This is a genomic window from Arachnia sp. (assembly GCF_057238465.1).
Map to the genome: position 1 here is coordinate 107,780 of NZ_DBHHFZ010000004.1, position 25,028 is coordinate 132,807.

Annotated in this window: 22 protein-coding genes and 1 tRNA gene; 8 read left to right on the forward strand and 15 right to left on the reverse strand. The window is 67.4% G+C overall.

Annotation, left to right across the window (positions count from 1 at the left end; translation table 11 throughout):
• Positions 1 to 7: 7 nt before the first annotated feature.
• Positions 8 to 1,489, reverse strand: a complete 1,482-nt coding sequence (gene glmU, locus ACO6D6_RS05910) for a bifunctional UDP-N-acetylglucosamine diphosphorylase/glucosamine-1-phosphate N-acetyltransferase GlmU (protein ID WP_484784056.1) — start codon at positions 1,487 to 1,489, stop codon at positions 8 to 10.
• A 148-nt stretch (positions 1,490 to 1,637) separates the two neighbouring features.
• On the opposite strand from glmU, the gene ACO6D6_RS05915 reads away from it, so the two are divergent.
• Together ACO6D6_RS05915 and ACO6D6_RS05920 are read left to right on the forward strand one after the other, a co-directional pair.
• Entirely contained in the window at positions 1,638 to 2,711 is a 1,074-nt protein-coding gene (locus tag ACO6D6_RS05915) for a hypothetical protein (RefSeq protein WP_484784058.1), read from the forward strand.
• A 67-nt stretch (positions 2,712 to 2,778) separates the two neighbouring features.
• Complete coding sequence (locus ACO6D6_RS05920; protein ID WP_484784060.1) at positions 2,779 to 3,840, forward strand: hypothetical protein; 1,062 nt, start codon at positions 2,779 to 2,781, stop codon at positions 3,838 to 3,840.
• Here the strand turns inward: ACO6D6_RS05920 and ACO6D6_RS05925 are convergent.
• Positions 3,829 to 3,907, reverse strand: a tRNA-Gln gene (locus ACO6D6_RS05925). The genes ACO6D6_RS05920 and ACO6D6_RS05925 overlap by 12 nt on opposite strands.
• Before the next feature lie 148 nt (positions 3,908 to 4,055).
• Here ACO6D6_RS05925 and ACO6D6_RS05930 point away from each other — a divergent pair.
• The 3 genes from ACO6D6_RS05930 (at position 4,056) to ACO6D6_RS05940 (ending at position 6,670) form a co-directional block, all read left to right on the forward strand.
• Positions 4,056 to 4,625 (forward strand): DNA-3-methyladenine glycosylase I, encoded by a 570-nt coding sequence (locus ACO6D6_RS05930; protein WP_484784061.1) that lies wholly within the window; start codon positions 4,056 to 4,058, stop codon positions 4,623 to 4,625.
• A gap of 105 nt (positions 4,626 to 4,730) precedes the next feature.
• Complete coding sequence (locus ACO6D6_RS05935; RefSeq protein ID WP_484784371.1) at positions 4,731 to 5,372, forward strand: TetR/AcrR family transcriptional regulator; 642 nt, start codon at positions 4,731 to 4,733, stop codon at positions 5,370 to 5,372.
• Between the two features lie 86 nt (positions 5,373 to 5,458).
• Positions 5,459 to 6,670: a neutral zinc metallopeptidase gene (locus ACO6D6_RS05940; RefSeq protein WP_484784063.1), complete on the forward strand. Its 1,212-nt coding sequence runs from the start codon at positions 5,459 to 5,461 to the stop codon at positions 6,668 to 6,670.
• A gap of 34 nt (positions 6,671 to 6,704) precedes the next feature.
• On the opposite strand, the gene ACO6D6_RS05945 is transcribed toward ACO6D6_RS05940, so the two are convergent.
• The 7 genes from ACO6D6_RS05945 to rsmI all read right to left on the reverse strand — a co-directional run bounded on the left by ACO6D6_RS05945 (position 6,705) and on the right by rsmI (position 13,561).
• On the reverse strand, positions 6,705 to 7,334 hold the full coding sequence (locus tag ACO6D6_RS05945; RefSeq protein WP_484784064.1) for an ATP-binding cassette domain-containing protein: 630 nt from the start codon (positions 7,332 to 7,334) through the stop codon (positions 6,705 to 6,707).
• A 2-nt stretch (positions 7,335 to 7,336) separates the two neighbouring features.
• Positions 7,337 to 9,391 carry a hypothetical protein gene (locus ACO6D6_RS05950; protein ID WP_484784065.1) on the reverse strand — a complete coding sequence of 685 codons (2,055 nt, stop codon included), beginning with the start codon at positions 9,389 to 9,391 and terminating at the stop codon, positions 7,337 to 7,339.
• Positions 9,392 to 9,602: 211 nt separating this feature from the next.
• On the reverse strand, positions 9,603 to 10,088 hold the full coding sequence (locus tag ACO6D6_RS05955) for a MarR family winged helix-turn-helix transcriptional regulator (protein WP_484784067.1): 486 nt from the start codon (positions 10,086 to 10,088) through the stop codon (positions 9,603 to 9,605).
• Between the two features lie 10 nt (positions 10,089 to 10,098).
• Positions 10,099 to 10,998, reverse strand: coding sequence for a 4-(cytidine 5'-diphospho)-2-C-methyl-D-erythritol kinase (locus ACO6D6_RS05960; protein ID WP_484784068.1), 900 nt, complete (start codon positions 10,996 to 10,998; stop codon positions 10,099 to 10,101).
• 4 nt (positions 10,999 to 11,002) lie between these two features.
• Complete coding sequence (gene rsmA, locus ACO6D6_RS05965; protein ID WP_484784070.1) at positions 11,003 to 11,860, reverse strand: 16S rRNA (adenine(1518)-N(6)/adenine(1519)-N(6))-dimethyltransferase RsmA; 858 nt, start codon at positions 11,858 to 11,860, stop codon at positions 11,003 to 11,005.
• The gene (locus ACO6D6_RS05970) at positions 11,853 to 12,716 is read right to left on the reverse strand and encodes a TatD family hydrolase (protein WP_484784072.1); all 864 of its coding nucleotides are present in this window, start codon (positions 12,714 to 12,716) and stop codon (positions 11,853 to 11,855) included. The genes rsmA and ACO6D6_RS05970 overlap by 8 nt, the downstream gene beginning before the upstream one ends.
• Positions 12,713 to 13,561, reverse strand: coding sequence for a 16S rRNA (cytidine(1402)-2'-O)-methyltransferase (gene rsmI, locus ACO6D6_RS05975; protein WP_484784073.1), 849 nt, complete (start codon positions 13,559 to 13,561; stop codon positions 12,713 to 12,715). Before rsmI ends, ACO6D6_RS05970 begins: the two co-directional genes overlap by 4 nt.
• Before the next feature lie 93 nt (positions 13,562 to 13,654).
• On the opposite strand from rsmI, the gene ACO6D6_RS05980 reads away from it, so the two are divergent.
• Positions 13,655 to 15,367 carry a dolichyl-phosphate-mannose--protein mannosyltransferase gene (locus tag ACO6D6_RS05980; RefSeq protein ID WP_484784075.1) on the forward strand — a complete coding sequence of 571 codons (1,713 nt, stop codon included), beginning with the start codon at positions 13,655 to 13,657 and terminating at the stop codon, positions 15,365 to 15,367.
• 32 nt (positions 15,368 to 15,399) lie between these two features.
• On the opposite strand, the gene ACO6D6_RS05985 is transcribed toward ACO6D6_RS05980, so the two are convergent.
• Positions 15,400 to 16,815, reverse strand: a complete 1,416-nt coding sequence (locus ACO6D6_RS05985; protein ID WP_484784077.1) for a DHA2 family efflux MFS transporter permease subunit — start codon at positions 16,813 to 16,815, stop codon at positions 15,400 to 15,402.
• Positions 16,816 to 16,928: 113 nt separating this feature from the next.
• Positions 16,929 to 18,032, reverse strand: a complete 1,104-nt coding sequence (locus ACO6D6_RS05990; protein WP_484784079.1) for an NAD(P)/FAD-dependent oxidoreductase — start codon at positions 18,030 to 18,032, stop codon at positions 16,929 to 16,931.
• 426 nt (positions 18,033 to 18,458) lie between these two features.
• Here ACO6D6_RS05990 and ACO6D6_RS05995 point away from each other — a divergent pair, with 426 nt between their 5' ends.
• Positions 18,459 to 19,925 (forward strand): uracil-xanthine permease family protein, encoded by a 1,467-nt coding sequence (locus ACO6D6_RS05995; RefSeq protein ID WP_484784081.1) that lies wholly within the window; start codon positions 18,459 to 18,461, stop codon positions 19,923 to 19,925.
• A gap of 10 nt (positions 19,926 to 19,935) precedes the next feature.
• The gene (trpB, locus tag ACO6D6_RS06000) at positions 19,936 to 21,132 is read left to right on the forward strand and encodes a tryptophan synthase subunit beta (RefSeq protein WP_484784083.1); all 1,197 of its coding nucleotides are present in this window, start codon (positions 19,936 to 19,938) and stop codon (positions 21,130 to 21,132) included.
• Here trpB and ACO6D6_RS06005 read toward each other — a convergent pair.
• From ACO6D6_RS06005 to ACO6D6_RS06020, 4 genes are read right to left on the reverse strand one after another with little or no spacing between them, the layout of a single operon-like run.
• Complete coding sequence (locus ACO6D6_RS06005; protein ID WP_484784085.1) at positions 21,105 to 22,145, reverse strand: sensor histidine kinase; 1,041 nt, start codon at positions 22,143 to 22,145, stop codon at positions 21,105 to 21,107. The genes trpB and ACO6D6_RS06005 overlap by 28 nt on opposite strands.
• Positions 22,142 to 22,813 carry a response regulator transcription factor gene (locus ACO6D6_RS06010; RefSeq protein ID WP_484784087.1) on the reverse strand — a complete coding sequence of 224 codons (672 nt, stop codon included), beginning with the start codon at positions 22,811 to 22,813 and terminating at the stop codon, positions 22,142 to 22,144. Before ACO6D6_RS06010 ends, ACO6D6_RS06005 begins: the two co-directional genes overlap by 4 nt.
• Before the next feature lie 19 nt (positions 22,814 to 22,832).
• Positions 22,833 to 24,497, reverse strand: coding sequence for a cytochrome c biogenesis protein DipZ (locus ACO6D6_RS06015; protein WP_484784088.1), 1,665 nt, complete (start codon positions 24,495 to 24,497; stop codon positions 22,833 to 22,835).
• A gap of 4 nt (positions 24,498 to 24,501) precedes the next feature.
• Positions 24,502 to 24,951, reverse strand: a complete 450-nt coding sequence (locus ACO6D6_RS06020; RefSeq protein ID WP_484784089.1) for a thioredoxin domain-containing protein — start codon at positions 24,949 to 24,951, stop codon at positions 24,502 to 24,504.
• Between the last annotated feature and the right edge of the window lie 77 nt (positions 24,952 to 25,028).

Here is a 25,028-nt window from a genome sequence, read left to right on the forward strand (position 1 = left end):
AGTCGTTTCATTCCTTCTTCTTGGCTCTCGACTCGGTGACGGCTGGGTGTACTTTGCCGTCGCTCTCGGCGGCGGCCCGCGCGGCCTTCGATCCCGGGCGGCGCTTGGCCTGCCAGTCGTTGACGTTGCGTTGCCGCCCCCTGGCCACGGCGAGCCCCCCCGCGGGGACGTCGTCGGTGACCGTCGACCCGGCGGCCACGAATGCCCCGTCGGAGATGTCGACGGGCGCCACCAGCACGGAGTTCGATCCGATGAATGCCGCGTTTCCGACGTGGATGGTGGATTTGTTGACGCCGTCGTAGTTGGCGAAGATCGTGCCCGCCCCGATATTGGCCCCGTCGCCGATGATCGCATCGCCGACATAGCTGAGGTGCGGAACCTTCGACCCTTCCCCGATGACCGCGTTCTTGGTCTCGACGAAGGCGCCGATCTTCCCGCCGGGACCGAGCTGGGTTCCGGGACGCAGGTAGGAGAACGGGCCCACGTTGGCCCCGTCGCCGATTATCGCGAAGGACCCGTGGGAACGGACCACGGTGGCGTTCTCCCCCACCTCGACGTCCTGGAGGGTGGTGTCCGGGCCGATCACGGCACCGGATGCGATGGTGGTGGCGCCCTGGAGGATCACTCCGGGCATCAAGGTGACGTCCCGGCTGAGGTCGACGTCGACATCGACCCACGTGTTGCGCGGGTCGATGACGGTCACGCCTTCCCGCATCCAGCGTTCCAGGATGCGGCGGTTCAGTTCCTGGCCCATCCGGGCCAGCTGGACGCGGTCGTTGACACCCTCGGTCTGCCACACGTCGTCTATGATCAGCGCGCCGACGGGACGGTCGAGGTCGTGGGCGTAGCGGAGGACATCGGTGAGGTACTGCTCGCCCTGCGCATTGTCGGTACCCAGCTGGGCCAGGCCGTTGCGCAGGACGGCGGCGTCGAAGACGTAGATGCCGGAGTTGATCTCGCGGATCAGGAGCTGCTCGTCGGATGCGTCCCGGTGCTCGACGATTCCGGTGACCTTTCCGCCGGTGCGCACGATCCGCCCGTAGCCCGCCGGGTCCTCCACCTCCGCGGTCAGCACCGTGACGGCATTGCTCTCGGCGCGGTGGATGGAGACGAGTTTGCGGAGGGTCTTGCCGGTGAGCAGTGGCACGTCACCGTAGGTGACGACCACCTCCCCCTCGATGTCCGGCAGCTGCCCCAGCCCGCAGTCGACCGCATGGCCGGTTCCCAGCTGCTGTTCCTGAACCGCCGTGGTCACGTTCTGGCTGAGCGACTCGAGGTGTTCCAGGACCTCGACGCGCTGGTGCCCCACCACGACCACGAGGTGATGCGGGTTGAGTGCCGCTGCCGCTGAGACGGCGTAGCTGAGCATCGACTTGCCGCACAGCTCGTGGAGCAGTTTGGAACGACGTGACTTCATTCGTGTTCCGCCGCCTGCGGCCAGCACGATGACCGCTGCGACGGGAGCCAGATCGCTGTCAGGGATGGTCAAGGTGGTTTCCTTCCCTTGGTTCACCGGGGCCTCCCCGGACTCACGGTATGAAACTACCAGCCATGGGCCCTGCTGGCCCACCGCTGTACAAACCGATCCGCCGAAACGGTCAGGTCCGCTGACCTGCTGCGTCGATATCTTGAGGTTCATGGTGAGATTCGACACGGAACCCTTGGTATCGCCGCTCACCCCTCAGGAAACCAACGCCCTGAAGCTGCGCCGCAGACGCGGCGATTTCGGTTCCCCGGCATCTCCCTGGGTCAAGGTGATGGGGGTCATCGTGTTCGTGCTCATGTTCGCGGCCACGGCCCCAGAGCTCTGGGAGGCCCTGGTGAACAGGGATCCGCACGGAAACCTGATGTGGTTCCTGTTGCTGTTGCCCATCCTGATCATCCTTGCCGTTCTCCTCCTGGGGATCAGGAAATACCTGCGGCAGCGGCGATCCTGGTTGTTGCTCGCCCGTTTCGCCGACGCCAACGGGCTGCAGTTCGGGATCCGCTCTGCCAAACCCAACTACCCGGGGCTGCTTTTCCACGAAGGGCATTCCCGGGCCTCGACCCTTCATCTGTTCTCCTCGGCCGGGGTGCTGGCCGATGTCGGCGGCTACGAGTACGTCACCGGCAACGGCAAGGAAAGGTCCATCCACCGCTGGCGTTTCGCCGCGTTCCGGCTGCCGCATCCCGTCCCGCACCTGCTGCTCGACGCCAAGGCGAACAACAAGTGGAAGCTGACAAACCTCCCCAAGGCCTTCGCGTCCTCGCAGCGAATCAGCCTGGGGGAACCCTTCGACAGCCACTATCAGCTCTACGCCCCCGAAAGCTACGGCCGCGACGCCTTCCAGCTGCTGCCACCCAACGTCATGGAAGCACTGCTGAACGCGCCCGTCGTATACGACATAGAAATGGTCGACGACTGGCTGTTCTGCTACACCCAATCCCAGCAGGACCTGACACACCCGGACACCTGGCGCCTGCTGGAGACCATCGCGAACGGCGTGCTGGGTTCGCTCACCCCGGTCGTGAACCGCTACAGCGATCCACGTGCACTGGCCGGGGCTGCCGGAAACACCAGCTACGGGCCGGGAACCCCGGCGCCGGTGGCGCCGCTGGGCAGGCGTCTCCGGAGCATGACGAACCCGGTGTTGATCCTCCTGCTCATCGGGTTCGTCGGGCTCATCGGGTTCTTCCTGTTCTACCAGATGGTCTACGTGTTCACCAGGTAACGGCGGAGCCGATTCGGGCCGGGGCCGGCCTCACCACTTGAGCCTTCGTCTGGTTAGTCTGAGGGCCATGGTGAGATTCAACACGGACCCCTTGGTGATGCCCCTCACCCCGCAGGAGCTACAGGTCCTGAAACAGCGCCGCAAAAACGGCGAGTTCGGACCCCGCGGGGCACCCGGGTGGCTTGCCTTGCTCATCTTCGTGGCCGCCTTCGCCTTGGTCACCTTCCACTTCTTCAACGTCTTGCGAATCTCCGGATTCTCGAATCAGTTCCTGCTCTTCGCGTTCTTTTTCTGTGCCGTCTTCGTCACGGTTGTCGTCTTTTCCGTCAAGAGACTTTTGAAGTCTCACCGGCGCCGGATGGACTGGGCCCTGCTGGCGCGTTTCGCCGACGCCAACGGGATGCAGTTCAGAATCCGCTCGGCCAACCCCAACTACCCGGGGCTGCTTTTCAACAAGGGAAATTCCCGGGCCTCCACCTTCCATCTGTTCTCCCTGACCGGGTTACTGGCCGACGCCGGCCGCTACCAATACACCACGGGCTCAGGCAAGGACAGCACCACCTACTACTGGCGCTTCGCCGCGTTCCGGCTGCCGCATCCCGTCCCGCACCTGCTGCTTGATGCCAAGGCGAACAACGGCAGGTGGGGAACGAATCTGCCGGAGACCTTCGCATCCTCGCAGCGCATCAGTCTGGGGGAACCCTTCGACAGCCACTATCAGCTCTACGCCCCCGAAAGCTACGGCCGCGACGCCTTCCAGCTGCTGCCACCCAACGTCATGGAAGCACTGCTGAACGCGCCCGTCGTATACGACATAGAAATGGTCGACGACTGGCTGTTCTGCTACACCCAATCCCAGCAGGACCTGACACACCCGGACACCTGGCGCCTGCTGGAGACCATCGCGAACGGCGTGCTGGGTTCGCTCACCCCGGTCGTGAACCGCTACAGCGATCCACGTGCACTGGCCGGGGCTGCCGGGAACACCAGCTACGGGCCGGGAACCCCCGTTCAGGTCGCGCCGCAGGGCAAACGGCTGCAGCGCGAGGTGAGAATCTCGGACTTCATCTGGCTCGCCATCATCGTGGCCTGCATGATCCTGTTCAGGCATTTCGTGCTCCCCGGGTAGGAGTCGAACCTACTTCGCTAATCCTGATTCAAAGTCAGGCGGGCCCTGCCGGAAGACCAACCGGGGAACGACCCGGAACCCGGGCCGGTTCGCAAGTCTAACGGAAAGAACCGGTCCTTGGGTTTTCCACAGTCCCGGGGCGGCGTCGCGTTTCCGGAGGATCCGGCACCGGTGTGTCCATGATTGCTGGTGAAGGACTGATCCGAGGAGGAAGCATGGAGCGTTGTTTCGGGGCGGGGAATCCGCTGTACGAGCAGTACCACGACACCGAGTGGGGACGCCCCCTCCCCGATGACCCGGAGGAGTCGCTGCTGCTCGAGCGACTGGTGCTGGAGGGTTTCCAATCGGGGTTGAACTGGATCATGATCCTGCGCAAACGCGAAGCGTTCCGGGCGGCCTTCGCGGGTTTCGACCCGGAAACGGTGGCGGGTTTCGGCGAGGAGGACGTCGCCCGCCTGATGGCGGACCCCGGGATCATCCGCAACGAGATGAAGATCCGGGCGGCCATCGCGAACGCCAGGGCGCTGGTCGCCCTGCATGTCGCGGGCGGGCGGTTGGCGGACATCTTCGCCGAACACGTCCCCCCTCCCGCGCTGGTCCCACCCGAGAACCGCGACGAGATACCGGCCCGGACCCCGGAAAGCGAGGCCCTCAGCCACCGGTTGAAGAACCTGGGGTTCCGTTTCGTCGGCCCGGTGACGCTGTACTCCACCATGCAGGCCATCGGGCTGGTCAACGACCACCTTGCATCGTGCTGGGTACGTGGAACCGGGACGGAGGCATGAAAACCGGTTGTCCCGGACCCTTGTTTGGGTATCGTCCCACGGATGCGGGAAACTGGAACCATGCCAACGCCCGCCAGTACCCGCGCCCGTCGTTCGCGGGTGCGCCTGAGTTCGGCGGAGCGGCGCGAGCAGCTGCTCACCATCTCCCGGGAGGTGTTCGCGGAGCGGGGGTTCGAGGGCACGTCCGTGGAGGAGATCGCCGCCCGGGCCGGGGTGTCAAAACCCGTGGTCTACGAGCACTTCGGGGGCAAGGACGGCGCCTATCAGGCGGTGGTGGAACGCGAGACCACCACGCTGCACGCGGAGATCCGGGCCGCCCTGAACAAACCCGGTGCGGGACCCCGGGAAACCCTCGAGCGCGGTGCCCTGGCTCTCCTCGATTACATCAACCGCTGCCCGGACGGTTTCCGCATCCTCTCACGTGACTCGTCGCTGGCGAACCCCACCGGTTCCTTCGCCTCCATCCTCAGCGAGATCGCCATCCAGGTGGAGGAGATCCTGGGAGCCGAGTTCGCCCGTCTGGGGCGCGACCCGGGGTACGCGCACCTGTACGCCCAGGCCCTGGTGGGTTTGGTGGCCATGACGGGCCAGCAGTGGCTGAACGACCGCAAACCGGAGCGGCTGGTGGTGGCCCGGCACCTGATCAATCTGGCCTGGAACGGAATGGCCAACCTGAAGGCCGACCCCAGGCTCCTCGTCGAACTCAAGGACGAGCGGCGGCGAGCCCATCTCCCACCCTCCGGATGAACACCTGCGGACGCGCATGAGCTGGGCGGGTGCGAAACTTCTCGCGTCAGCACAGTCATGAGCAGACGGAGCGAAGAGGAAAAAGAATGAGTGTTCCGGGTCCGGGTGGGCAGTGGCAGCCGAATCAGCAGCCGATCTGGGGACAGCAGCCGACGCCCCGGCAGGGCTGGGCGCCGGTGTCCACAAATCCCTACTGGAACACTCCGGGGCAGCAGGGTTTCGGTTTCCAGTACAGCCCCCAACCGCCGAAACGGCAGGGCGGGGCAGGGGTTCCGGTGGCGTTCGGCATCGTGATCGGGTTGGTCGTGCTGGTTCCCCTGCTGGCGGTACTTGCGGGTTCCTTCGGTTCCAAGAATCAGACCACATCCGAACCCGCCGCGACGACGTCGCACAGGACTTCTTCCCAGCCGAGGGAATCAACTTCGAAACCGACACCCGCCGAGGAGACCACGACCTCCTCCCCCAGCCCGACGACCCGGCGCAGCAGCGTCCCGCCCAAGCAGACCCCATCGCCCGAACCGACAACACCCTCCCCCGAACCGACGCCCACTTCCGCCCCTCGCAGGCCGGGACAGAACGGCTGGAAGGTGCCCGATGGAAACCTGGATTCCCTCCCCAGCCCCGATTCCAACGACCCGGCGTGGAAGACGGTTCAGCGGGCACCCATCTACAATCTTGCCTGGCCCGACGTGACCGGATGCCCCGAACCAAGCCACGCAAGCTCCATGGCCGAGATGAAACAGCAGATCGAAGCCGCGGTGGAGTGCACACACAGGGCGTGGATTCCCGTTTTCAAACAGCTCGGCTACCCCACCCATTCCCTTCCCATCAACTACTACGAGGGGGGCACGGCGACCACTCCTTGCGGCACCCTGCAGGCGCCCGCCGTGTACTGCAGCGCGAACGGGGGAAGCCTGTACTTCGGCGGCAGGCTGCTGCGTGAAAACTCCACTAGCGTCATCTGGATCAAGCTCATGGTCTTCCACGAGTACGGGCACCACATCCAGGCCCAGAGCAAACTGTTCAACGCCAAGGCCAAACTTCCCAGCGGGAACGAGACGGAACGCCGGATGGAGATCCAGGCCGAGTGCTACGCCACCGGAATGATCCGCAGCGACGATTCCTTCGCGCTCACCGAGAAGAACTACCAGGTCCTCCGCAAGGCGCTGCAGAGCTTCATCGACGACGGCATCCACGGCAGCCCGGAGTCGCTGCTGTACTGGGGCATGCGGGGTTTCCACTCCGAGTCCATCGGCGGGTGCAACACCTGGGTGGTGGGTTCGGAGAAGGTCAGGTGAAACAACCCGGGAGAACCTCGAAGCCGCGAACTCCTCACGCGCCCTCGTCAAGGTTGAGGAGCTGATCGCAGCCGTCCATTACGAAGGGATCGTGGGTCGCGATCACGACGCAGGCCCCTTGGTCGGCGATGGCGCGGATGTGCCCCATTACGATTCCGGCGTTGGTGGGGTCGAGTGCGCCGGTGGGTTCGTCGGCGAGGATCAGTTTGGCGGCCTTCACCATGATGCGGGCCAGGGCAACGCGTTGTTGTTCACCGCCGGAGAGCGTGGCGACCCTCGTGTTCAACCGGTCGGCAAGCCCGACGGATTCCAGGGCCTCCCGCATGCGGCCGGTGTCCTTCCTGCCCCGCATCGCAACCGCGAGGTTCTCCTTGACCGTCGCGTCCTCCATCAGGGCGTAGTTCTGGAACAGATAGCCCAGTGTGTCCCGCCGGAAGAGCCGGCGCCTGGTGGATCCCATGTCGAGGAGTTCGACGCCTTCGAAGGAGATCCTTCCGCCGTCGGGGGCCGTCAACAACCCGATGCAGTTCAGCAGGGTTGACTTGCCGGATCCGCTGGCGCCGATCAGGCCGGTCAGGGTGCCCCGCTCCGCCCTGAGATCGATGTTCTCCCACAGCACCCGGGGCCCGAAGGACTTCTTCAAGGAGGAAACGACCAACACCATGCTCAGGCCTCACTGATTCCATTTCTGACGATGTTCCGGTGCGCGATCAGGAGCGTGAGAGCGAACCCGCCCGTGGCGACCAGCGACACCAGCAGGGCCGGGAGCATGTCGAGGACCTGGAGGGCCGGGGCCTGCAGGGTGGGGTCACCCGCAAAAAGCACCTCGAATTCCGCTCGTCTCCGCATCACCTCATAGGGAGCCCAGGCCAGGACCGCCAACAGGATGATCCCCTCCAGCGCGATCAGAACCCGGTAGTTCGACCACATGCTCCAGCCGTGCAGATGCCGGACAAGGATGCGGGAGGCGTGCAATCTGGTGTAGGCCCCGGCCACCGCCACTCCGGCCAGAACCGCCACCACCCCCGCCGTCGCGGCACCGAAGGCCGCGATCCTCAACTCGTTTCTCTTGTCCGCCATGATGGTCCCGGCCCGTTCCACGACGGGGGTGACGCTCAACACGAAACGGCCGAGCTCGGGATTGTTCATGACATCGGCACGGATCCCATCCGTTCCGAAAACCAACAGCTGCCCATCTCCCGCCGTGCCGGCATAGGGCCCGAAAACCCCGGGAGGAACAACTACCACGACCGGATCGCTCAGCAGCGAGGAACTCGTCGTCGTCAACGACTCCCCCGCCACCTCCGGTGGCATGGAGAAGGTGTTCAGCACCTGGCCCGCCCCGACGGGAACGACCTTCACCGGAAGATCGCCTGCGTCCTGCCGGATCATTCCCTCGAACAGGGCCTCCACTTGTTTCTCGACCCGGTCACGCAGATCCCACAACCCGGGGCCGATCAGGATCGTGATCCCGTCACCGAGGCTGCCCGCCGTGGCCCTGGTTCCATCGGCCAGCATCACCCGTTGTTCCTCGAGATAGCGGTGATTGACCCAGAGCGATTCAACGGACATTCCGTCATCGGGGATCTCCGCCAGCGCCTGGCGTTTCGCCAGCAGCAGGTCCCCTGCCCTGTCCTTGGAAGCCAGCCAGGACCTGATGACCTCCACCAGCCGGTTCTCGTCCTCGTGGTTGTAGACGTTGCCGGAAACCACCACGGATGCATCACCCAGTTCCAGCAGGGGACGTGTCGCCTCCTCACGGCTCCTCGCGTCCGCCGAGAGAGCCACGACACCGGCCACCAGGCCGAGCGCCAGGGCGACGGAGACGCATCGCAGGAAATACGCCACCGCCAACACGGGCCGCCCGGGAATCTCCCCCTTGATGGCTCCGAGAATGTCGGTGCCGTGCGTGATCCACAGGAAGAACAACAACGAAACCAGCGCCCCGGAGAACAGGAGGGCGGCCATCAGGGCGGTCTGCGCCGCCAGCTCACCGGCCCCCACTCCCCCAAACGAGATGGCGGCCCAGCCAACCCCCACCGCCATCGTCACCGCCCCACCCAGGAGCCACCCCAGGAACAGGGGCCCGATCTCGCTCAACCAGCTGGCCCACACCTCCCCGCCGTGTAGGCGTCTGATGGCGTACCGCCGCGTCCGTGACACGACGGAGGCGGCCGTCGCGCCTGCCAGGAGCAGCGCGGTCACCCAGATGACCTCACTGGACCCGGAAGCCAGTTTCCTGATGTCGGGATATCCCGCGGGCTCGAGTTGGTGGGCCTCGGCGCCGTGCTCACGCAGGACATCGGCCACAGCACCGCCACCGGCCTCTCCCAGCACGATCCACCACCCGACCGGGCCGCGCATCCCGATTTCCGGCATCGGCTTGAGTTCGGTGCGCATGGCGTACCCGAAATCCATGACCGGATCCGAGGCCACGAACTCATCAGCGCCGGCTCCGGTCAGATAGATGGTCCTGCCCGTGCGATTGTGCTCCAGGGAAGGCACCACCTGTCCGATCAGGATTCCCTTCTCACGGGCCAGTTCCCCGAGGTCGCGCCGCAGCTCATCCACCGAGGCATCCCCCGCCCATCGTGTCACCTGGATGTGGGCACGAGCGGCCAAGGGGGACACCGCGCTACCGGCCTCAACCGACTGGTAGGCCAGCAGGAAGGCGATGATCCACGACGCGACCAACAGGAGCCGCAGCAGCTTCCGCAGCACTTCTCACACCCCGGGCCCGGATCCCACCGGACCGGCGACCCCGGCCATCCCACCCGAAACCGCGACCTCGGTCCTCGTCGTCCTCATCATTTACCCCTTTCAACAGGGCGGCCGTTCCGGGGCCGATGGTGGAAGCCCCGATACTCTCTTCATTGAACGGACATCTGTAATTGTGACAGGCGATCCGGGACGGGCGGTGGCGGGAGCCGCTTCAATCCTGCGCGGCCGCGAGGAGTCGCCGCAGCATCCCGGCCAGGGCTCGGCGTTCCGTCTCCGGCCACCCGGCCAGCAGCGACTCCTCCAGTTCGACCAGCGCCCCGAGGGCCTCGTCGACGGCCCGGCGGCCTGCGGCGGTGAGCTCGACGAGGGCGGCGCGGCCGTCGCTCGGGTCGGAGTGGCGGGTGACCAGGCCCCGGGCACGGAGCCGGTCGACCCGGTTGGTCATGGTCCCGGATGTGACGTGGGTCTGCTGCAGCAACTGGCCCGGGGAGAGCCGGTAGGGCCGTCCGGCGCGCCGCAGGGCCGCCAGGACGTCGAACTCCCAGACCTCCAGTCCGTGTTCGGCGAAACAGCGTTTGCGTTCCCCGTTCAGGAGGGCCGCCAACCGGTGGATCCGCGACCACACCCCCATGGGGGAGGTGGCGAGATCGGGGCGTTCCCGGTGCCACGCGGCCATCACCTCGTCGACCTCGTCCATCCCAGCTCCCTCAGTTCACGATCCGCGCGCCCGGCACCGGCCCGTGGGCGCGGCGCACGGCACGGACCCGGGAGGACAACGCCAGCCGACCGGAGATCGCATCGGCCGCGGCCGGGGTGTCGGTCAGGAAGGCGATGGTGGGGCCGGAACCGCTCACCAAGGCGCCGGCCGCGCCCGCCTCGCGTCCCATCGCCAGGACATCGGCCAGCTCGGGGTGGAGGTTTACGGCCGCCCGCTGCAGGTCGTTTCCAAGCAGCGAACCCACCCGGTGAACATCACCAGCGGCCAGGGCGGCCAGCAGACCGGGGTCGATTTCGGTGGGCCGGGGCGGGCTGATGCGGTCGAACTCCCGGAACACCGCCGGGGTGGACAGGCCGTGGTGGCTCAGCGCCAGCACCCATTGGAGGCTGCCGCGCACCGGCACGGGCTTCAGTTTCTCCCCCCGCCCGGTGCCGACAGCGGTGCCGCCGTGCAGCAGGAAGGGCACATCGGCGCCGAGCCGGGCCGCGAGAGCGTGGAGCTGCCCCGTATCCAGGCCCGTCCCCCACAACCGGTTGCAGGCGACCAGGGTGGCGGCGGCGTCGGCCGATCCCCCGGCCATGCCTCCCGCGACGGGGATGCGTTTGTGGACCCGGATCTCCGCCCCGAGGTTTCCCGTCCCGCAGGTCTCGGCCAGCAGCCGGGCCGCGCGAACCACGAGGTTGGTGTCGTCGGCGGGCAGACCGGAGGCGCCCTCGCCCCGGAAACCCACCCGGAACACCCCGGCCTCGGCGGGTCGCGCCACCAGGTTGTCGAACAGCGACACCGCCTGGAACAGGGTTCCGAGGGCGTGATAGCCCTCGTCGTCGGTGGCTCCGACGTTCAGCACCAGGTTCACCTTGGCCGGCACCCGCACCCGCACTTCCTTCACGGGCTCAACCTACCTGCTGCCTGCTCGCGATGGCGGCGAATTCCGTGATGCCCAGGGCCTCGCCCCGGGCCTGTGGATCGATGCCCGCCGATTCAATGGCCTCGGAGGCCGCAGCCGAGGAACCGAACATCCCTGACAGCGCCGCCCGCAGCATTTTGCGGCGCGACGCGAAGGCCGCGTCGATCACGGCGAAGGTCCGTTCCCGGGTGGCGGTGGTCGCGGGTGGGTCGCGGCGTTCCAGCCGCACCAGCCCCGAGTCGACGTTCGGCACGGGCCAGAACACCTTCGGGGGCACGGTGCCGACCCGCTTCGCCGAGGCCCACCACGCCAGTTTCGCGCTGGGGGCCCCGTAGACCTTCGAACCGGGTTGCGCCGCGAGCCGGTCGGCAACCTCCAGCTGCACCATCACCAAACCCCGCTGCCACGACGGGAAACTCTCCAGGAGATGCATCAGCACCGGCACCGACACGTTGTACGGCAGGTTCGCGACCACCGCGGTCGGCGGCCGGCCCGGCAGTTCCGTGACGGTCATGGCGTCGGCGGCCACCACGTTCAGGCGCGCCGCCACGTCCCGGCCCAGCCGTTGCGCGACGGTGGTCCCCAGCCTTCCTGCGAGGCGTTCATCGATCTCGATGGCGCTCACCTCGCTCGCCACCTCCAGCAGACCGAGGGTCAGCGACCCCAGCCCGGGCCCGATCTCCAACACCACGTCGTCGGGTCCGATCCCGGACAGCGAGACGATGCGCCGCACCGTGTTGGCGTCGATGACGAAGTTCTGGCCGCGCTGTTTGGTGGGGCGGAGCTCCAGTTCGGCGGCGATGCGCCGCACCGATGCGGGATCCAGCAGACCGGTATCAGTCATCGCCACCCCAGCGGGTCGCGTAGGCGGCCTCGGTGTTGGCCGTCACCCGGCGGCAGAAATCTGCCAGGCCGATGCCGAGCAGGCCGGCCAGGAAGACGACGGTGTGGGGCAGCAGGTAGGGGGCGTTGGGTTTGCCGCGCTGCGGTTTCGGCGTGAGGTAGGGGGCGTCGGTCTCGACGAGGATGCGTTCCAGGGGCGTCACCTTCACCGCCTCCCGCAGCGCCCCGGCCGACCCGAAGGTCACCACCCCCGGGTAGGACAACCAGAAACCACGATCCGCGCATTCGCGGGCGAAGTCCGCGTCCCCGGAGAAGCAGTGCATCACGACCCGCTCGGGAAGTTCCACGGAATCGAGGACCTTCAGAATGTCCGCATGGGCGTCGCGGTCGTGGATGACGAGGGTGAGGTTCCTCTCCCGGGCCAGTGCGATGTGGAACCGGAAACTGTGGGCCTGCACCTGTTGGGCCTCCGCATCACGGGTGCGGTAATAGTCCAGACCGGTTTCACCGACCGCCACCACCCCGGGCAGCGCGGCCAGGGCGGGCAGCTCCGCGAGCTCGGCGTCGAGGGCCGCCAGACCGTCGCGCTGGAAGAGCCGGGCGGCGTCGTTGGGGTGGATGGCGACGGCGGCCCGGACCCTGGGGTCGGTTGCCGCCAGCTGCGCCGCGGCGCGCGAGGACGGCACGTCGCAGCCGACGTCCACCACCCCGGTCACCCCGACCAGGCCCGCGGCATCGAGTGAATCCGAGACACCGAGACCGGAGTACTCGGTGGTGGATCCCAGATGGGTGTGATTGTCGATGACATGCGCGGGAAGCATGTCAGGCGCAGCCGGCAGATGTTCTGGAAGGGTCATTGTTCCTTCTTCCTGGCCGCCAGCGCGGCCTCGTAGAGTTCCTTGCGTGGGACCCCGAGCAGGTCGGCGACGACACGCACGGCCCGGGACAGTTTCTCACCATCCGCGATCCGGGAGGCCACCAGCTCCAGGGCCTCGCCCGTCCCGACCCGGACCGGTTCCGCCCCGGCGACGACGACGGTGACCTCGCCGCGCACCCCGCCGGCGGCCCACCCGGCCAGCCCGGCCAGGTCGTCCCGGACGATTTCCTCGTGGGGTTTCGTCAATTCCCGGCAGATCACGGCCCGCCGATCCGCGCCGAGCACATCGACGGCGTCGAGCAGCCATTCGTGGAGCCGGTGCGGGGCCTCGAAGAAGATCATGGTGCGTTCCTCGGCCGCCAGTCCCGCCAGCCGGGCGCGCCTCTCCCCCGTCTTCCGGGGCAGGAAACCCTCGAAACAGAACCGGTCGCTGGGCAGACCGGAGACCGCCAGTGCCGTCAGCACCGCCGATGGCCCGGGAACCGCGGTGACCGGCAGGTCGCGTTCAACACAGGCCACCACGAGGCGGTACCCGGGGTCGCTGACCGACGGCATGCCAGCGTCGGTGACCAGCACCACGTCCTGCCCGTCGGCCACCGCCTCGACCAGTTCGGCGGTGCGGGAGGTCTCGTTGCCCTCGAAACAGGACAACACCCTGGCGGTGGTGGTCACATCGATGCGGCGCAGCAGCGTGGCCAGGCGGCGGGTGTCCTCGGCGGCGATCACATCGGCGCTCGCCAGGGCCTCCCGCAGCGCCGGGCTGGCGTGGGTGTGCGAACCGATGGGGGTGGCCGCCAGCACCAGCCGGCCTCGCGTGGGTTCCATGCCGGCCAGCCTAGGCCCTGTTGCGGAAGTCACGCCCGGTTGCGGCGATGCCGGCCGGCGGTTCGCTGCACCCCCCTCCCCTAGACTGTCCGCGTGGTGAGGACTATCGAGGCGCTTGAGGACGGTCGGCTCCAGGACCGGCTGGCCGGTTGGTTGGTAGCCGTGGGTCTCGCGGTCTTCGCTTTCCTGATCCGCGTGCGGAACCTCGAGTTCCCGGGGAAGATCGTCTTCGACGAGACCTACTACGCGAAGGACGCCTGGGGGCTGCTGCACTCCGGATACGAAAGGCAGTGGCTGGACAACAAGCAGTTCAACACGGACTCCAGGATCGCGGACGGTGACCTGAGTGGTTTCACCGACAACCCGGCCTACGTGGTGCATCCGCCGCTGGGCAAGTGGCTGATCGCTGTCGGCGAACACTTCTTCGGGATGACCCCCTTCGGGTGGCGGATCTCGGCCTGCGTCTTCGGGGCGCTGCTGGTGTTGCTGACGGTGCGGCTGGCGCGCCGCCTGTCGCGTTCCACGCTGGTCGGAGGCATCGCCGGGTTGCTGATCACCTTCGACGGTCTGGCCTTCACCATGAGCCGGATCGCGCTGCTGGACATCTTCCAGGCCGTCTTCGTGCTGGCCGCCGTTGCCGCGCTGGTCGCGGATCGCGACTGGTTCCGGCTGCGGCTGGCCGGTCACCTGCGCAGAAACAACCTGGACTCCCTGGACGGCGACTACGGGCCGCTGGTCCTGTTCAGGCCCTGGCGGCTCGTCGCCGGGGTGATGTTCGGCGCGGCCTGCGCGGTGAAGTGGAATTCCGTCTACGCGGTGGCGGTGTTCGGGATCCTGACCGTGGCCTGGGACATCGGGGCCCGCAGGCTTGCCGGTGCGGGCCGGCGACTCGAGGTCACCTGGCTCACCTGGAGCGTGGCGGCGGTTTTCATGCTCTGCGCCACGGTCATCGTCGGTTCCCGTGCCGGTTACGTGCAGGGCGCCCTGCTGGTCGGTGCCGTCGGAGGCCTGATCCTCTACGCCCACGTCCTGGGCCTGTGGAGGTCGCTGTTCGGGGACGCCCCCATGGCCTTCCTGTCGACGGTGGTGCTGGCGGTTCCCGTCTACATCGCCTCGTGGACGGGCTGGTTGACCACCTCGGGTGGTTACCTGCGTGACTGGGGGACCAAGAACCCGGACAATCCCGTCGTGAAACTGCTCGGAGCCGACCTCGGGGCGTTGTGGAACTACCACGTCTCCGCTTTCTCGTTCCACACGGGCAACACCATGATGGTCGATGCGGAACACCCCTACGAGGCCCATCCGCTGGGTTGGTTGGTGATGGTGCGGCCGATCGGTATCGACGCCCAGAACGACATCCAGCCGGGTGATCAGGGTTGCGAGGCCGTCGGCACCACCTGCCTGCGGGTGATCTCCGGTATTGGCACCCCGGTGCTGTGGTGGATGGCCTGCGCCGCGCTGGTCGCGGGCATCTGGTGGTGGCTGGGTCGCCGTGACTGGCGGTTCGCCGTTCCCGTCCTGGGTGTGCTGGCGGTGTGGCTGCCTTGGTTCCAGTTCGCGGCCCGCCCGTTGTTCTTCTTCTACGCCATCGTGCTGCTGCCCTTCTACGTGACGGGGCTGGCGATGGCGCTGGGCAAGATCCTGGGCCCCGCGAAACACCCGAAACGCCGGGCACGGGCCTTGGTGGTGGGTTCAGCGGTCGGCCTGGTGGTCCTGCACTTCATGTTCATCTACCCGATCCTCACCGACGGCCTGCTGACCCGCCCCGAGTGGCTGATGCGCATGTGGTTCGGCACCTGGATCTGACACGCCGGTCGTCGGGGCGAGCGGCTTCGGGGTCAGTTCTTCCGCTGGTGCTTCGGGCGTTCGAGGAAACAGGCGATGACGGCCACCGTGAAAATCGAGGCCACGGGCAGCAGCAGAGTCCCCGACATGGCTGCAGCGACGCCGTCGGGGGTTTGCGGCGAAGTGGCCAGCAGGGTGCTCATCACGGTTGCGACGACGGCACTGCCAAGCACCGAGCCCATCTGCCGGGTGGCGTTGTAGACCCCAGACCCGGCACCGGCATGGGTCGCGGGCAGGTTCGCCGTCGCGGCGGTGGACAGCGGCCCGAACACCATGCTGCTGGCCACGCCGGTGAAGGTCAGCAGGACGATCGGCACCCACACCGGTGTCGTGGTGTCGAGGAAACGCCCGGCCGCCAGCAACGAGGAGGCCCACACCAGTCCCCCGGTGACGGTCAGGTAGCGGGGATGCACCCGGTTGACCAGTTGCCCGCTCCATTTCGCCACGATCAGAGTGACCACCGCGGCGGGTGCGTTCACCAGGGCAGCGAGCAGCGGGCTCATCCCGCGGGCCTGCTGGGCCCAGATCATCAGCGGGTAAGGGGTGGCGACACCGGTCATCCCGACCAGGGCGATGGCCAGGTTCGCGACGGAGAAGTTCCGGTCCCTGAACAGTTTCAAGGGCATCAGTGGCTCGTTCGGGTTGAGCCACTGCCACACCACGAAGGCAACGAGGAAACAGACCCCGACCACCAGCAGCGACCAGACGGAGACGGGACCCGCGATCACCCCCCAGTCGTGGGTGCTGGCTTCCTGCAGACCGAAGACGATGCAGAACAACCCGATGCCGGAGAGCACCACCCCTGCCCAGTCGAAACGGTGCGCGTGCTGTTCCAGGTTCGGGACGAGACGCTGCGCCGCGACGTAGCCTGCCACCCCGATGGGGATGTTGATGAAGAAGATCCACTCCCAGCCGAGCAACCCGATCAGCAAACCACCCAGCATCGGGCCGATGAGCATCGCCAGCCCGGCCGTCGCACCCCAAACGGCCATCGCCATCCCACGCTGGTGTGGCGGGAAGACGCGGGTGATGATGGTCATGGTCTGCGGGGTCATCAACGCGGCGCCCAGCCCCTGCACCACCCGGGCGGCGATGAGCAGCTCGACGGTGGTGGTGAGGCCACATCCCAGGGATGCGAGGGTGAAGACCACCAACCCGATCAGGTAGACCCGTTTCGGCCCGAACCGGTCGCCGAGGCGTCCGGTGATCAGCAGCGGCACCGCGTAGGCCAGCAGGTAGGCGCTCGTCACCCACACCACAGAGGTGACGTTCGCGTTCAGTTCGCGCATGATCGTCGGGGCGGCGACGGTGACGATGGTGCTGTCGACGAGGATCATGAAGAACCCCACCACCATTGCCCACAGCGACCGCCAGGCCATGGGTTGCTCGTCGGGTACGGGTTGGCTCATGGGGCTCCTAGGGTCGCTTCGATTCCGCTGAGGACAGTATCGGGGGCGACTGAAATCCCCCGGCGGCCAGCCACATACCGGTCAAGGTGTCGCGGCGAGACGATCCGGTGTTCTCAACGACGCCGCAGCAGCCGGCCCACACCGGCCCGCACCTTCGAGCCCCACGGCAGCGACACGCTGCGGGCCGCGTCGACCCCGAGCAGCAGGGCCGCCAGGTAGCAGCCCGAAGCGGTGCCGTTCATCAGCTCACCCCGGCCGTTGCCGCGGGTGTAGAAACCGCCCGGTATCGCGGAGGCCCCGACGACCGGGCGGCCGTGGTCGCTGGGGTCGATGATGAGCTGGCCCGGGGTCACGTCGCGGGCCCCGAACTCGGTTGCGGCCCAGTTCTTGAGCGCCGCCGCGGCCTCGGTCACCTGGACGCGGGCGCATTTCGGGCCGAGCAGCAGCACCTCGTCACCGATGGGACGGATCAGCCAGGTGGGCGGGCCGGCCAACAACGTCACCTTCCCGGGCACGTCGACGCCCCGCAACCGCAGGGTCGGCACGTACTGCGGCCGTCCCACACCCGCCACCGACCCCCACGGGCTCACCGCGAGGGTGTCGACGACGGCGTGCGCGGTGAGGACCTCCAGGTCCCGTGACCACGCCAGGTTCCGCCGGAAAGCCACCTGGGTTGCCCCGTCGAGGCGTTTGATCCGGGTGACGGTGACGTCGTGAAGGATCCTGGCACCGGCGGATTCGGCCTGCTCCTCCAAAATGGCGGCGTAGTCGGCCGGGTCGACCAGCAGCGCTGGGGAACGCAGCCCCGCCGCCGCCCGGCTGCTCGCTTCGGCGGGCAGCAGCGAGACCTCCGCCCCGCCGCCACCGATCAGCTCCAGCACCCGGTTCAGTTCCCGGTCCAGGGCGACACCCAGGGAGTGGTCGTGAAGTTCCACCTCGGTCAGTTCCAGCGCGCCGGCGGCCGCGACCCCCCGGATCTCCTCCAGCCCCGCCAGGTTGCGTCTCACGTGTTCCCGCGCCGCCTCGTCGCCATAGGCACCGGCCATGTTCGCCACGGTGCTGGCATGTGCGCAGGCCGCTACCCCGTGACCGATGGCCGCGGTCACGTGTGCCTGGTTCGGGTCGAGAACCGCCACGGAAAAACCCTCCGCGGCCAGGCGTCGGGCCGCGGTCAACCCCGCGACACTGGCCCCGATCACAACCACATCCAGCACCATGACCCAACCCTAGCCGGGTCCCGAAGCCCTTCCCCGGATCCCCGCCCACGATCACCACGGTTTTCGACACGACCCACTCGCTGACGCTCGCAGGCCGGCTCAACCAACTTCCACCCCCGACGCTGGTTGAGCCGGGGAGCGAGGAACGAGCGACCCGAGTCGAAACCACCCGGCACCCGAACAACAAACCCAACCCCGACACCCCCGACACCCTCACCCTGGTTTCGACACGCCCCACTCGCTGACGCTCGCAGGTCGGCTCAACCAGCTTGACTCAGAATGGCCCGACACGACCCACTCGCTGACGCTCGCAGGCCGGCTCAACCAGCTTCGGGGAAAACCCTCCGAATTGTTCATGAATGGTGGCGCCACTTGTTTTCCACCCCGGCAAGGGCAGTAACATGCCCGCGACGAAAGGACTGGGCAATGTTCGGCTGGAAGCTGCACAACAACGGAATCCTCATTCCCGGGGCGGTGGTTGCCCCGACCGAACGGCTCGGTTGGGGACGCACGATCGGGCTCGGAGCCCAGCACGTCGTGGCGATGTTCGGCGCCACTTTCGTGTTCCCGCTTCTGATGGGACTCAACCCGCAGCTCGCGGTGATGATGAGCGGTATCGCGACGTTGATCTTCCTGCTCGTCGTGAAACACCGCGTGCCGAGCTATCTCGGGTCGTCGGCCTCCTTCGTGGGTGTCGCGACTGCGATCTACTCGGCGGGCGGCAACCCGGCCACCCTTTCGGGTGCGCTCTTCGTGGTCGGGTTGGCCCTGTTCATGGTGGGTCTGATCATCCACTTCGCGGGTTCCCGGGTGATCCACAAGACCCTGCCACCCGTGGTGACCGGTGCGGTCGTGATGCTGATCGGCTTCAACCTGGCCCCGGTGGTCGCGAACGTTTACTGGCCGCAGGATCCGTGGCTGGCGTTCATCGTCATGCTCATCGTGATCGCGCTCAGCGTGGGGTTGCGCGGTTTCCTCGGGCGCATCGCCATCTTCCTGTCGCTGGTGGCCGGCTACCTCCTGAGCTGGGTTTTCGACCTGGCTTTCGGGCCGATGCGCAGCGCCGCCGCCGACGGCACCGTCACCGAGAAAATGCGCGTCGACTGGTCTGCCGTCGAGGCCGCCAACTGGTTCGGCCTGCCGCCCGTCACCGACCTGACCACCTGGCGTTTCGGCGGCGCGGGCAACGTCGTCGGTTTCCACCTTCCGCAGTTCTCGCTGGGGGCCATCATCATCGCCCTGCCGGTGGTGATCGCGCTGATCGCCGAGAACGCCGGTCACGTCAAGGCCGTGGCGGAGATGACGGGCGAGAACCTGGACCCGATGATGGGACGCGCGATCGCCGCCGACGGTGGCGGTTCGATGCTCGCGACCCTCGTGGGTGCCGGGCCGACCACCACCTATGCGGAGAACATCGGGGTGATGGCCGCCACCCGCGTCTACTCGACGGCCGCCTACGTGGTTGCCTCCCTGGTCGCGATCTGTTTCGGCCTGTCACCGAAGTTCGGGGCGGTGATCTCCGCCACCCCCGGTGCTGTGCTGGGCGGGATCTGCGTGGTGCTGTACGGGATGATCGGCCTGCTGGGCGCGAAGATCTGGAAGGAGAACCACGTCGACTTCGGCAATCCCATCAACCTGATCCCGGCTGCCGCGGGCATCATCATCGGCATCGGCGACGTGAAACTCCCGATCACCGAGGGGTTCACCCTGGGTGGTATCGCGCTCGGCACCATCGTGACCGTGGCCGTCTACCACATCGCCCACGCCATCGCCCCGCACGAACTCCGGAAGGCCGCCGACGGGGCATCGCTGATCTACGACGCGCCCGGGATCTACTCCGAGGATGCACCCGAGGTTGCAACCGCGGACGACCATCCCGCCGACCAGCGATAACATTCGCGACATGACTTCGCTGATCCACGCTGACGAGGCCGGGTTCTTCGGGAACCACGGCGGTCGTTTCCTGCCCCCGCAGCTCGAAGCTCCCATCGCCGAGGTGGCAGCTGCCTACGCGGAGGCCCGCCAGGACCCCGGTTTCCAGGCCGACTACGAGGCCCTGCTGGCCGATTACGTCGGTCGCCCGTCGCCGCTGTTCCTGGCGGCCGGGCTGACCAGGCACCTCGGCGGAGCGAAGATCTACCTCAAACGTGAGGACCTCAACCACACCGGAGCCCACAAGATCAACCACTGCCTGGGCGAGGGGCTGCTGGCCAAGCGGATGGGCAAGAAGAAGCTGATCGCGGAAACCGGCGCGGGGCAGCACGGCGTGGCGCTGGCGACGGCGGCGGCCCTGCTGGGCCTGGAGTGCGAGATCCACATGGGCGCCGTCGACGTGGCCAAGCAGCATCCCAACGTGGTGCGGATGGAGATGCTGGGCGCGAAGGTGGTGTCGGTCACCTCGGGTGGGCAGACCCTCAAGGAGGCCGTCGACTCGGCCTTCTCGGTTTTCGCCACCGACTACGCCGATACCTTCTTCGCCATCGGCTCTGCTGTCGGCCCGGACCCGTACCCGTCGATGGTGCGGGACTTCCAGTCGATCGTCGGCCGCGAGGCCCGCCGTCAGGTGCTGGAGAAGGAGGGGCGCCTGCCGGATGCGCTGGTGGCCGCCGTCGGCGGTGGCTCGAACGCCCTGGGATTGTTCACCGCCTTCCTGGAGGACGAGCCGGTGAAGATGTTCGGCGTCGAACCCGCGGGCCGCAACCTCGACGTACCCGGCCAGCACGCCGCGACGATCACCCTCGGTACCCCGGGGATGCTGCACGGCATGCGCACGCTGCTGCTGCAGGACGAGGACGGCAACCCCTCGGAGGTGCACTCCATCGCTTCCGGGCTGGACTACCCGGGGGTCGGTCCGCAGCACGCCTTCCTGCGGGAGATGGGTCGCGTCGAGTACGTCACCGCCTCCGACGACGAGACCATCGCCGCCTTCAAGCTGCTGTGCCGCACCGAGGGCATCATCCCCGCCCTGGAGTCGTCTCACGCCCTGGCGCACGCCATCCGGCTGGCGCCGACGATGAGCCCCGATGAGGTGCTGATCGTGAACCTGTCGGGCCGCGGGGACAAGGACGTCGACTACGTCGCCGAGTACCTGGCCGGGTGAGGGGCCTCAACCCCTCCGGTTGCTCTCGGCAGTTCGATCGTGACCTCACAGCCCGGCGGCCGGTTCCGCAGGTAAACGGTGCCCCAATGGGCCGCGACTATGGTGCGGACGATCGGCAGGCCGAGACCGTTTCCCGATCCCACGCCGGGGGTGCGGGCCCGGTCGCCGCGCCAACCGGCGGTGAAGGACTTCTCCAGGGCCTCCGGGCTCAACCCGCCGCAGCCGTCGCGGACCTGCACCCGCACGGTGTCGTCGCCGCCGCTGACGACCACGGTCACCTCGGTTCCGGGACGGGTGTAGGCGATGGCGTTTCCGATGATGTTCTGCAGCGCCCTTGACAGCAGTCCCGCGTCTCCCGTGACGTCGCTGGAGTCCCCCTCGACGGAACCCGTGAGGCGCACGTCGCGGCGCAGGGCGAGCGGGGTGAGGTTGCCGACGAGGTCGGAGACCAGGTCGCTGACGGTCACCGTCTCGGAGTTCAGCTCCAGGGTGCCGGACTGCAGCCCGGCCAGCGCCAGGACGTCGTCGACCATGGCGGCGGTGCGTTCGGCCTCCGCGACGATGGCGCGGTGGTAGCTGGCGGGGTCCGGGGCGATGCCGTCCTCCAGCGCCTCGCCCATCGCCCTGATACCGGCGAGCGGGGTGCGCAGGTCGTGGGACAGCCACGCGATGAGTTCCCGCCTGCCCTGCTCCACCTCGCGCCGGCGGCGTTCCTGTTCCAGCGCCGCCGCGGCCTCCGCGATCACCCGCTGGCTGCGCAACGCCACCAGCACGCCCGCCAGCAGGGCCGCGGGAACGGTGGCGGCCAGCAGCAGCAGCGGCACCCCCACCGATTCAATGAGCATCAGCCGCACCCCGACCAGCATCCCGACCCCAACGGTCACGACGACGGTGATTGGGCTCAGCAGGGCGGCCCAGCGAACGGAACGCCTCGCCACGCTCAGGGTCATGGCGGTGCAGCCCAGACCCACCAGCAGGGTGACGGCGGCGACGATCAGCAGCTGCCCGGTCACGAGGCCTCCCACCGGTATCCGCGACCCCACACCGTCACCAGCCGGGTGGGGTGCTGCGGGTCGGTCTCCACCTTCCCACGCAGCCGCCGCACGTGCACCGTCACCGTGGATGCGTCGCCGACGTCCCAGCCCCACACCACGCGCATCAGTTCCTCACGGGAGAAGACCTTCTCGGGATGGGTTACCAGGTGGGCGAGCAGGTCGAACTCGCGGAGCGTGAGCGTCAACGTCTCGCCCGCGAGGGTGGCTTTCCGGGCGGTGAGGTCGAGGGTGAGGTCGCCGTCGGTGATGATCTCCCGTTCGGGCCGGGGTTGCTGTCGTCGCAGCACCGCGTTGACCCTCAACACGAGTTCGCGGGGGCTGAACGGTTTGGCCAGGTAGTCGTCGGCGCCGAGTTCTAGGCCCAGCACCCGGTCGGCCTCCGAGCCCTTGGCGGTGAGCATGATCACCGGTGCGACCACCCCGCGGGAGCGGATCCGCCGGAACACCTCGAGGCCGTCGATACCGGGCAGCATGAGGTCCAGGATCACCAGGTCGCAGCCGTCGGCGAGTTCCAGGGCGCTGATCCCGTCGGATACCTCGGTGATGCTGTGCCCGGCCGCACGCAGGTAGTCGGAGACCACACCGCGCACGGTCGGATCGTCGTCGACGAGCAGGATGTTTCCCATGGGCTCAGGGTAGGGCTGCTCATCCGAATGTGAATGCATTGGCGCTCACGCCTTTGTCGAAGGTCAGGGTGACGGTGGTTCCCCGGGTGGCCTCGGGCAGCCGCACCAGCCGGTACAGGCGGGCACCGGAGATCGTCACCTCCTCGCCCTGCACGTCGGCCCCACCGGGTGGACCGCCGCCCTCGACCTGGACGCGCACCTTCGCCCCTGCGGGACCGTCCATCACCAGGAACATCTCACGCCCGGCGAAGCGATAGTTCAGTTGCGCCCCGTCCCGGGCGGCGGTGATCGATTCGTCGCCGGCCGTCCAGCTCCCGGACAGGCTCCACCGATTGGTGGCACCGGGTGCGGGGTTCTGGCCGTAGTCGCGTTCCCCGGTCTCCAACCGGGTTTCGTTACCGGAGGCGCGCCGGGTACCGAGGTAGGTTTCCGGTGACTGTCCCCGCGTGGGCTGCGTGGTTTCCCCGGTGACCCCGGCCTTGTCCCCGGTTTCGCCGAGCAGGTCGCGGATCTGTTTCTCCGCCTCGTCATAGTTGCCCTCGCCGAAGTGCGTCCAGCGAATGTCGCCGTCCTTGTCGATCAGGTATTTCGCGGGCCAGTACCGGTTGTGGTAGGCACGCCAGGTGGCGAAGTCGTTGTCCAGGGCCACTGGGTACTTGATGCCCGCGTCACGCACCGCCTTCTCGACGTTCTCCGGCACTTTTTCGAAGGTGAACTCGGGCGCGTGCACGCCGATGATCTCCAGTCCGGCGGCACGGTAGCGGTCGTACCAGGCATTCAGGTAGGGCTGGGTGCGCATGCAGTTGATGCAGCTGTAGGTCCAGAAGTCAACCAGCACGACCTTGCCCCTGAGGTCGGCCAGGGTGGTGGGGTTGCTGTTGACCCAGTGGGAGATACCGGCCAGTTCCGGGGCCGGGCCGAGCTGCCGTTGTTCGGCATTGCCCGCCACCCCGGGGGCCGCGTTGCTCTGGGGGATGAGTCCCTGTTCGAAGGCCGTGAGCGCGGGAAACTTGTCGACGGCCCAGGTCTGGAGTGCCTTGTCCAGGCCCGTGGAAACGAACAGACCCACGACGATGAACAGTGCCGCGATGGCACGCTGGAACCAGCCGCGCGGGTTCGAGGCCCAGCCGAGCCGATCGACGAGCCTGCGGCCCGCCAGGGAGATACCCAGCAGCGCCCCCGCCATGCCCGCACAGTAAATACCCAGGTAGATCATGCCTGCGACGGGACTGGCGGGCAGTACCGTCGCGATGACCCACGCGTAGGTTGGCGAGCAGCTGCTGAACACCGGCCCGAGTGCGGCGCCGGTCAGGAGTGCCCCCGCGGTTTCGCCACGCTGGTTGCGGGCCTTCCCGAGGAGGCCGTGGGCAGCCTCCAGCTTGGTCCACCGGGCTACCCGGGCCCACAAACCGGGGAAGAGCATCGCGACCCCCAGCAGGATCACCAGCACGCCCGACCCGATGGCCCAGACGCGCGGATCGATGCTGAGGAAGGCGGTGCTGGCTTTCAGCAGCAGCGTGAAAACCAGCAGCGACACGACGAGCGAGGCCGCGATCAGGTAGGGGCGGCGCCTGGAACCGTGTCCCAGGCTTCCGCCGACGATGACCGGCAGGAACGGCAACACGCACGGCGCCAGCACCGTCAGGACACCTGCGACCAGGGAGAGCAGAGCGGTGACGATCATGAACTCAGCCCTGGAGTTCCTTGAGCAGGGCATCCACCGAAGTGCTGACCCATTGGCGTGTCTTCTCGCCGTTGGTGTCTATCTGCACGAAGGTGTGTTGCGTCGTCACCCCGTAGCGTTGCCGCAGATCGGTGTGCTGGTCGTAGTCGACGCTCACCACGGTGGTCTTCGCGGGGATCTTCCCGGGATCGGAGGTCAGCGCCTCGTTGATGGCCCGGCAGTCGGGGCACCACTTGGCGTTGAAGAACAGCACTACTTTCGAGTCGGCGTACTTGTCCTTGGAGGCCTGGTACTGGTCGTAGGTGATGTAGGACTGGGACGCCGCATCACCGTGCGACATGGCCGAGGAGGGAGACTTCGCGGAAGACATGGCATCGGGGGACGAGTTCGCTTGGGAGCAGCCGCCGAGCACGATGACGGCTGACAGGGCCAGGGGCAGGAGGTATTTCTTCATACCGGGGAGTCTTCCGCCGTCGGGATGACGGGGAACAGGAAGAAATCCTTACGGAAATGTGACGTTCCGCGGATTCA

What these genes read in the sequence shown, in the direction of transcription:
- ACO6D6_RS05995 (WP_484784081.1), top strand. Translation starts at nt 18,459, where the DNA reads ATGTTCGGCTGGAAGCTGCACAACAACGGAATCCTCATTCCCGGGGCG.
- ACO6D6_RS06015 (WP_484784088.1), bottom strand. Translation starts at nt 24,497, where the DNA reads ATGATCGTCACCGCTCTGCTCTCCCTGGTCGCAGGTGTCCTGACGGTG.
- ACO6D6_RS05945 (WP_484784064.1), bottom strand. Translation starts at nt 7,334, where the DNA reads ATGGTGTTGGTCGTTTCCTCCTTGAAGAAGTCCTTCGGGCCCCGGGTG.
- ACO6D6_RS05985 (WP_484784077.1), bottom strand. Translation starts at nt 16,815, where the DNA reads ATGAGCCAACCCGTACCCGACGAGCAACCCATGGCCTGGCGGTCGCTG.
- ACO6D6_RS05970 (WP_484784072.1), bottom strand. Translation starts at nt 12,716, where the DNA reads ATGACCCTTCCAGAACATCTGCCGGCTGCGCCTGACATGCTTCCCGCG.
- ACO6D6_RS05990 (WP_484784079.1), bottom strand. Translation starts at nt 18,032, where the DNA reads ATGGTGCTGGATGTGGTTGTGATCGGGGCCAGTGTCGCGGGGTTGACC.
- ACO6D6_RS05955 (WP_484784067.1), bottom strand. Translation starts at nt 10,088, where the DNA reads ATGGACGAGGTCGACGAGGTGATGGCCGCGTGGCACCGGGAACGCCCC.
- ACO6D6_RS05930 (WP_484784061.1), top strand. Translation starts at nt 4,056, where the DNA reads ATGGAGCGTTGTTTCGGGGCGGGGAATCCGCTGTACGAGCAGTACCAC.
- ACO6D6_RS05940 (WP_484784063.1), top strand. Translation starts at nt 5,459, where the DNA reads ATGAGTGTTCCGGGTCCGGGTGGGCAGTGGCAGCCGAATCAGCAGCCG.
- trpB (WP_484784083.1), top strand. Translation starts at nt 19,936, where the DNA reads ATGACTTCGCTGATCCACGCTGACGAGGCCGGGTTCTTCGGGAACCAC.
- ACO6D6_RS06020 (WP_484784089.1), bottom strand. Translation starts at nt 24,951, where the DNA reads ATGAAGAAATACCTCCTGCCCCTGGCCCTGTCAGCCGTCATCGTGCTC.
- ACO6D6_RS05920 (WP_484784060.1), top strand. Translation starts at nt 2,779, where the DNA reads ATGGTGAGATTCAACACGGACCCCTTGGTGATGCCCCTCACCCCGCAG.
- rsmA (WP_484784070.1), bottom strand. Translation starts at nt 11,860, where the DNA reads ATGACTGATACCGGTCTGCTGGATCCCGCATCGGTGCGGCGCATCGCC.
- ACO6D6_RS05915 (WP_484784058.1), top strand. Translation starts at nt 1,638, where the DNA reads ATGGTGAGATTCGACACGGAACCCTTGGTATCGCCGCTCACCCCTCAG.
- rsmI (WP_484784073.1), bottom strand. Translation starts at nt 13,561, where the DNA reads ATGGAACCCACGCGAGGCCGGCTGGTGCTGGCGGCCACCCCCATCGGT.
- ACO6D6_RS06010 (WP_484784087.1), bottom strand. Translation starts at nt 22,813, where the DNA reads ATGGGAAACATCCTGCTCGTCGACGACGATCCGACCGTGCGCGGTGTG.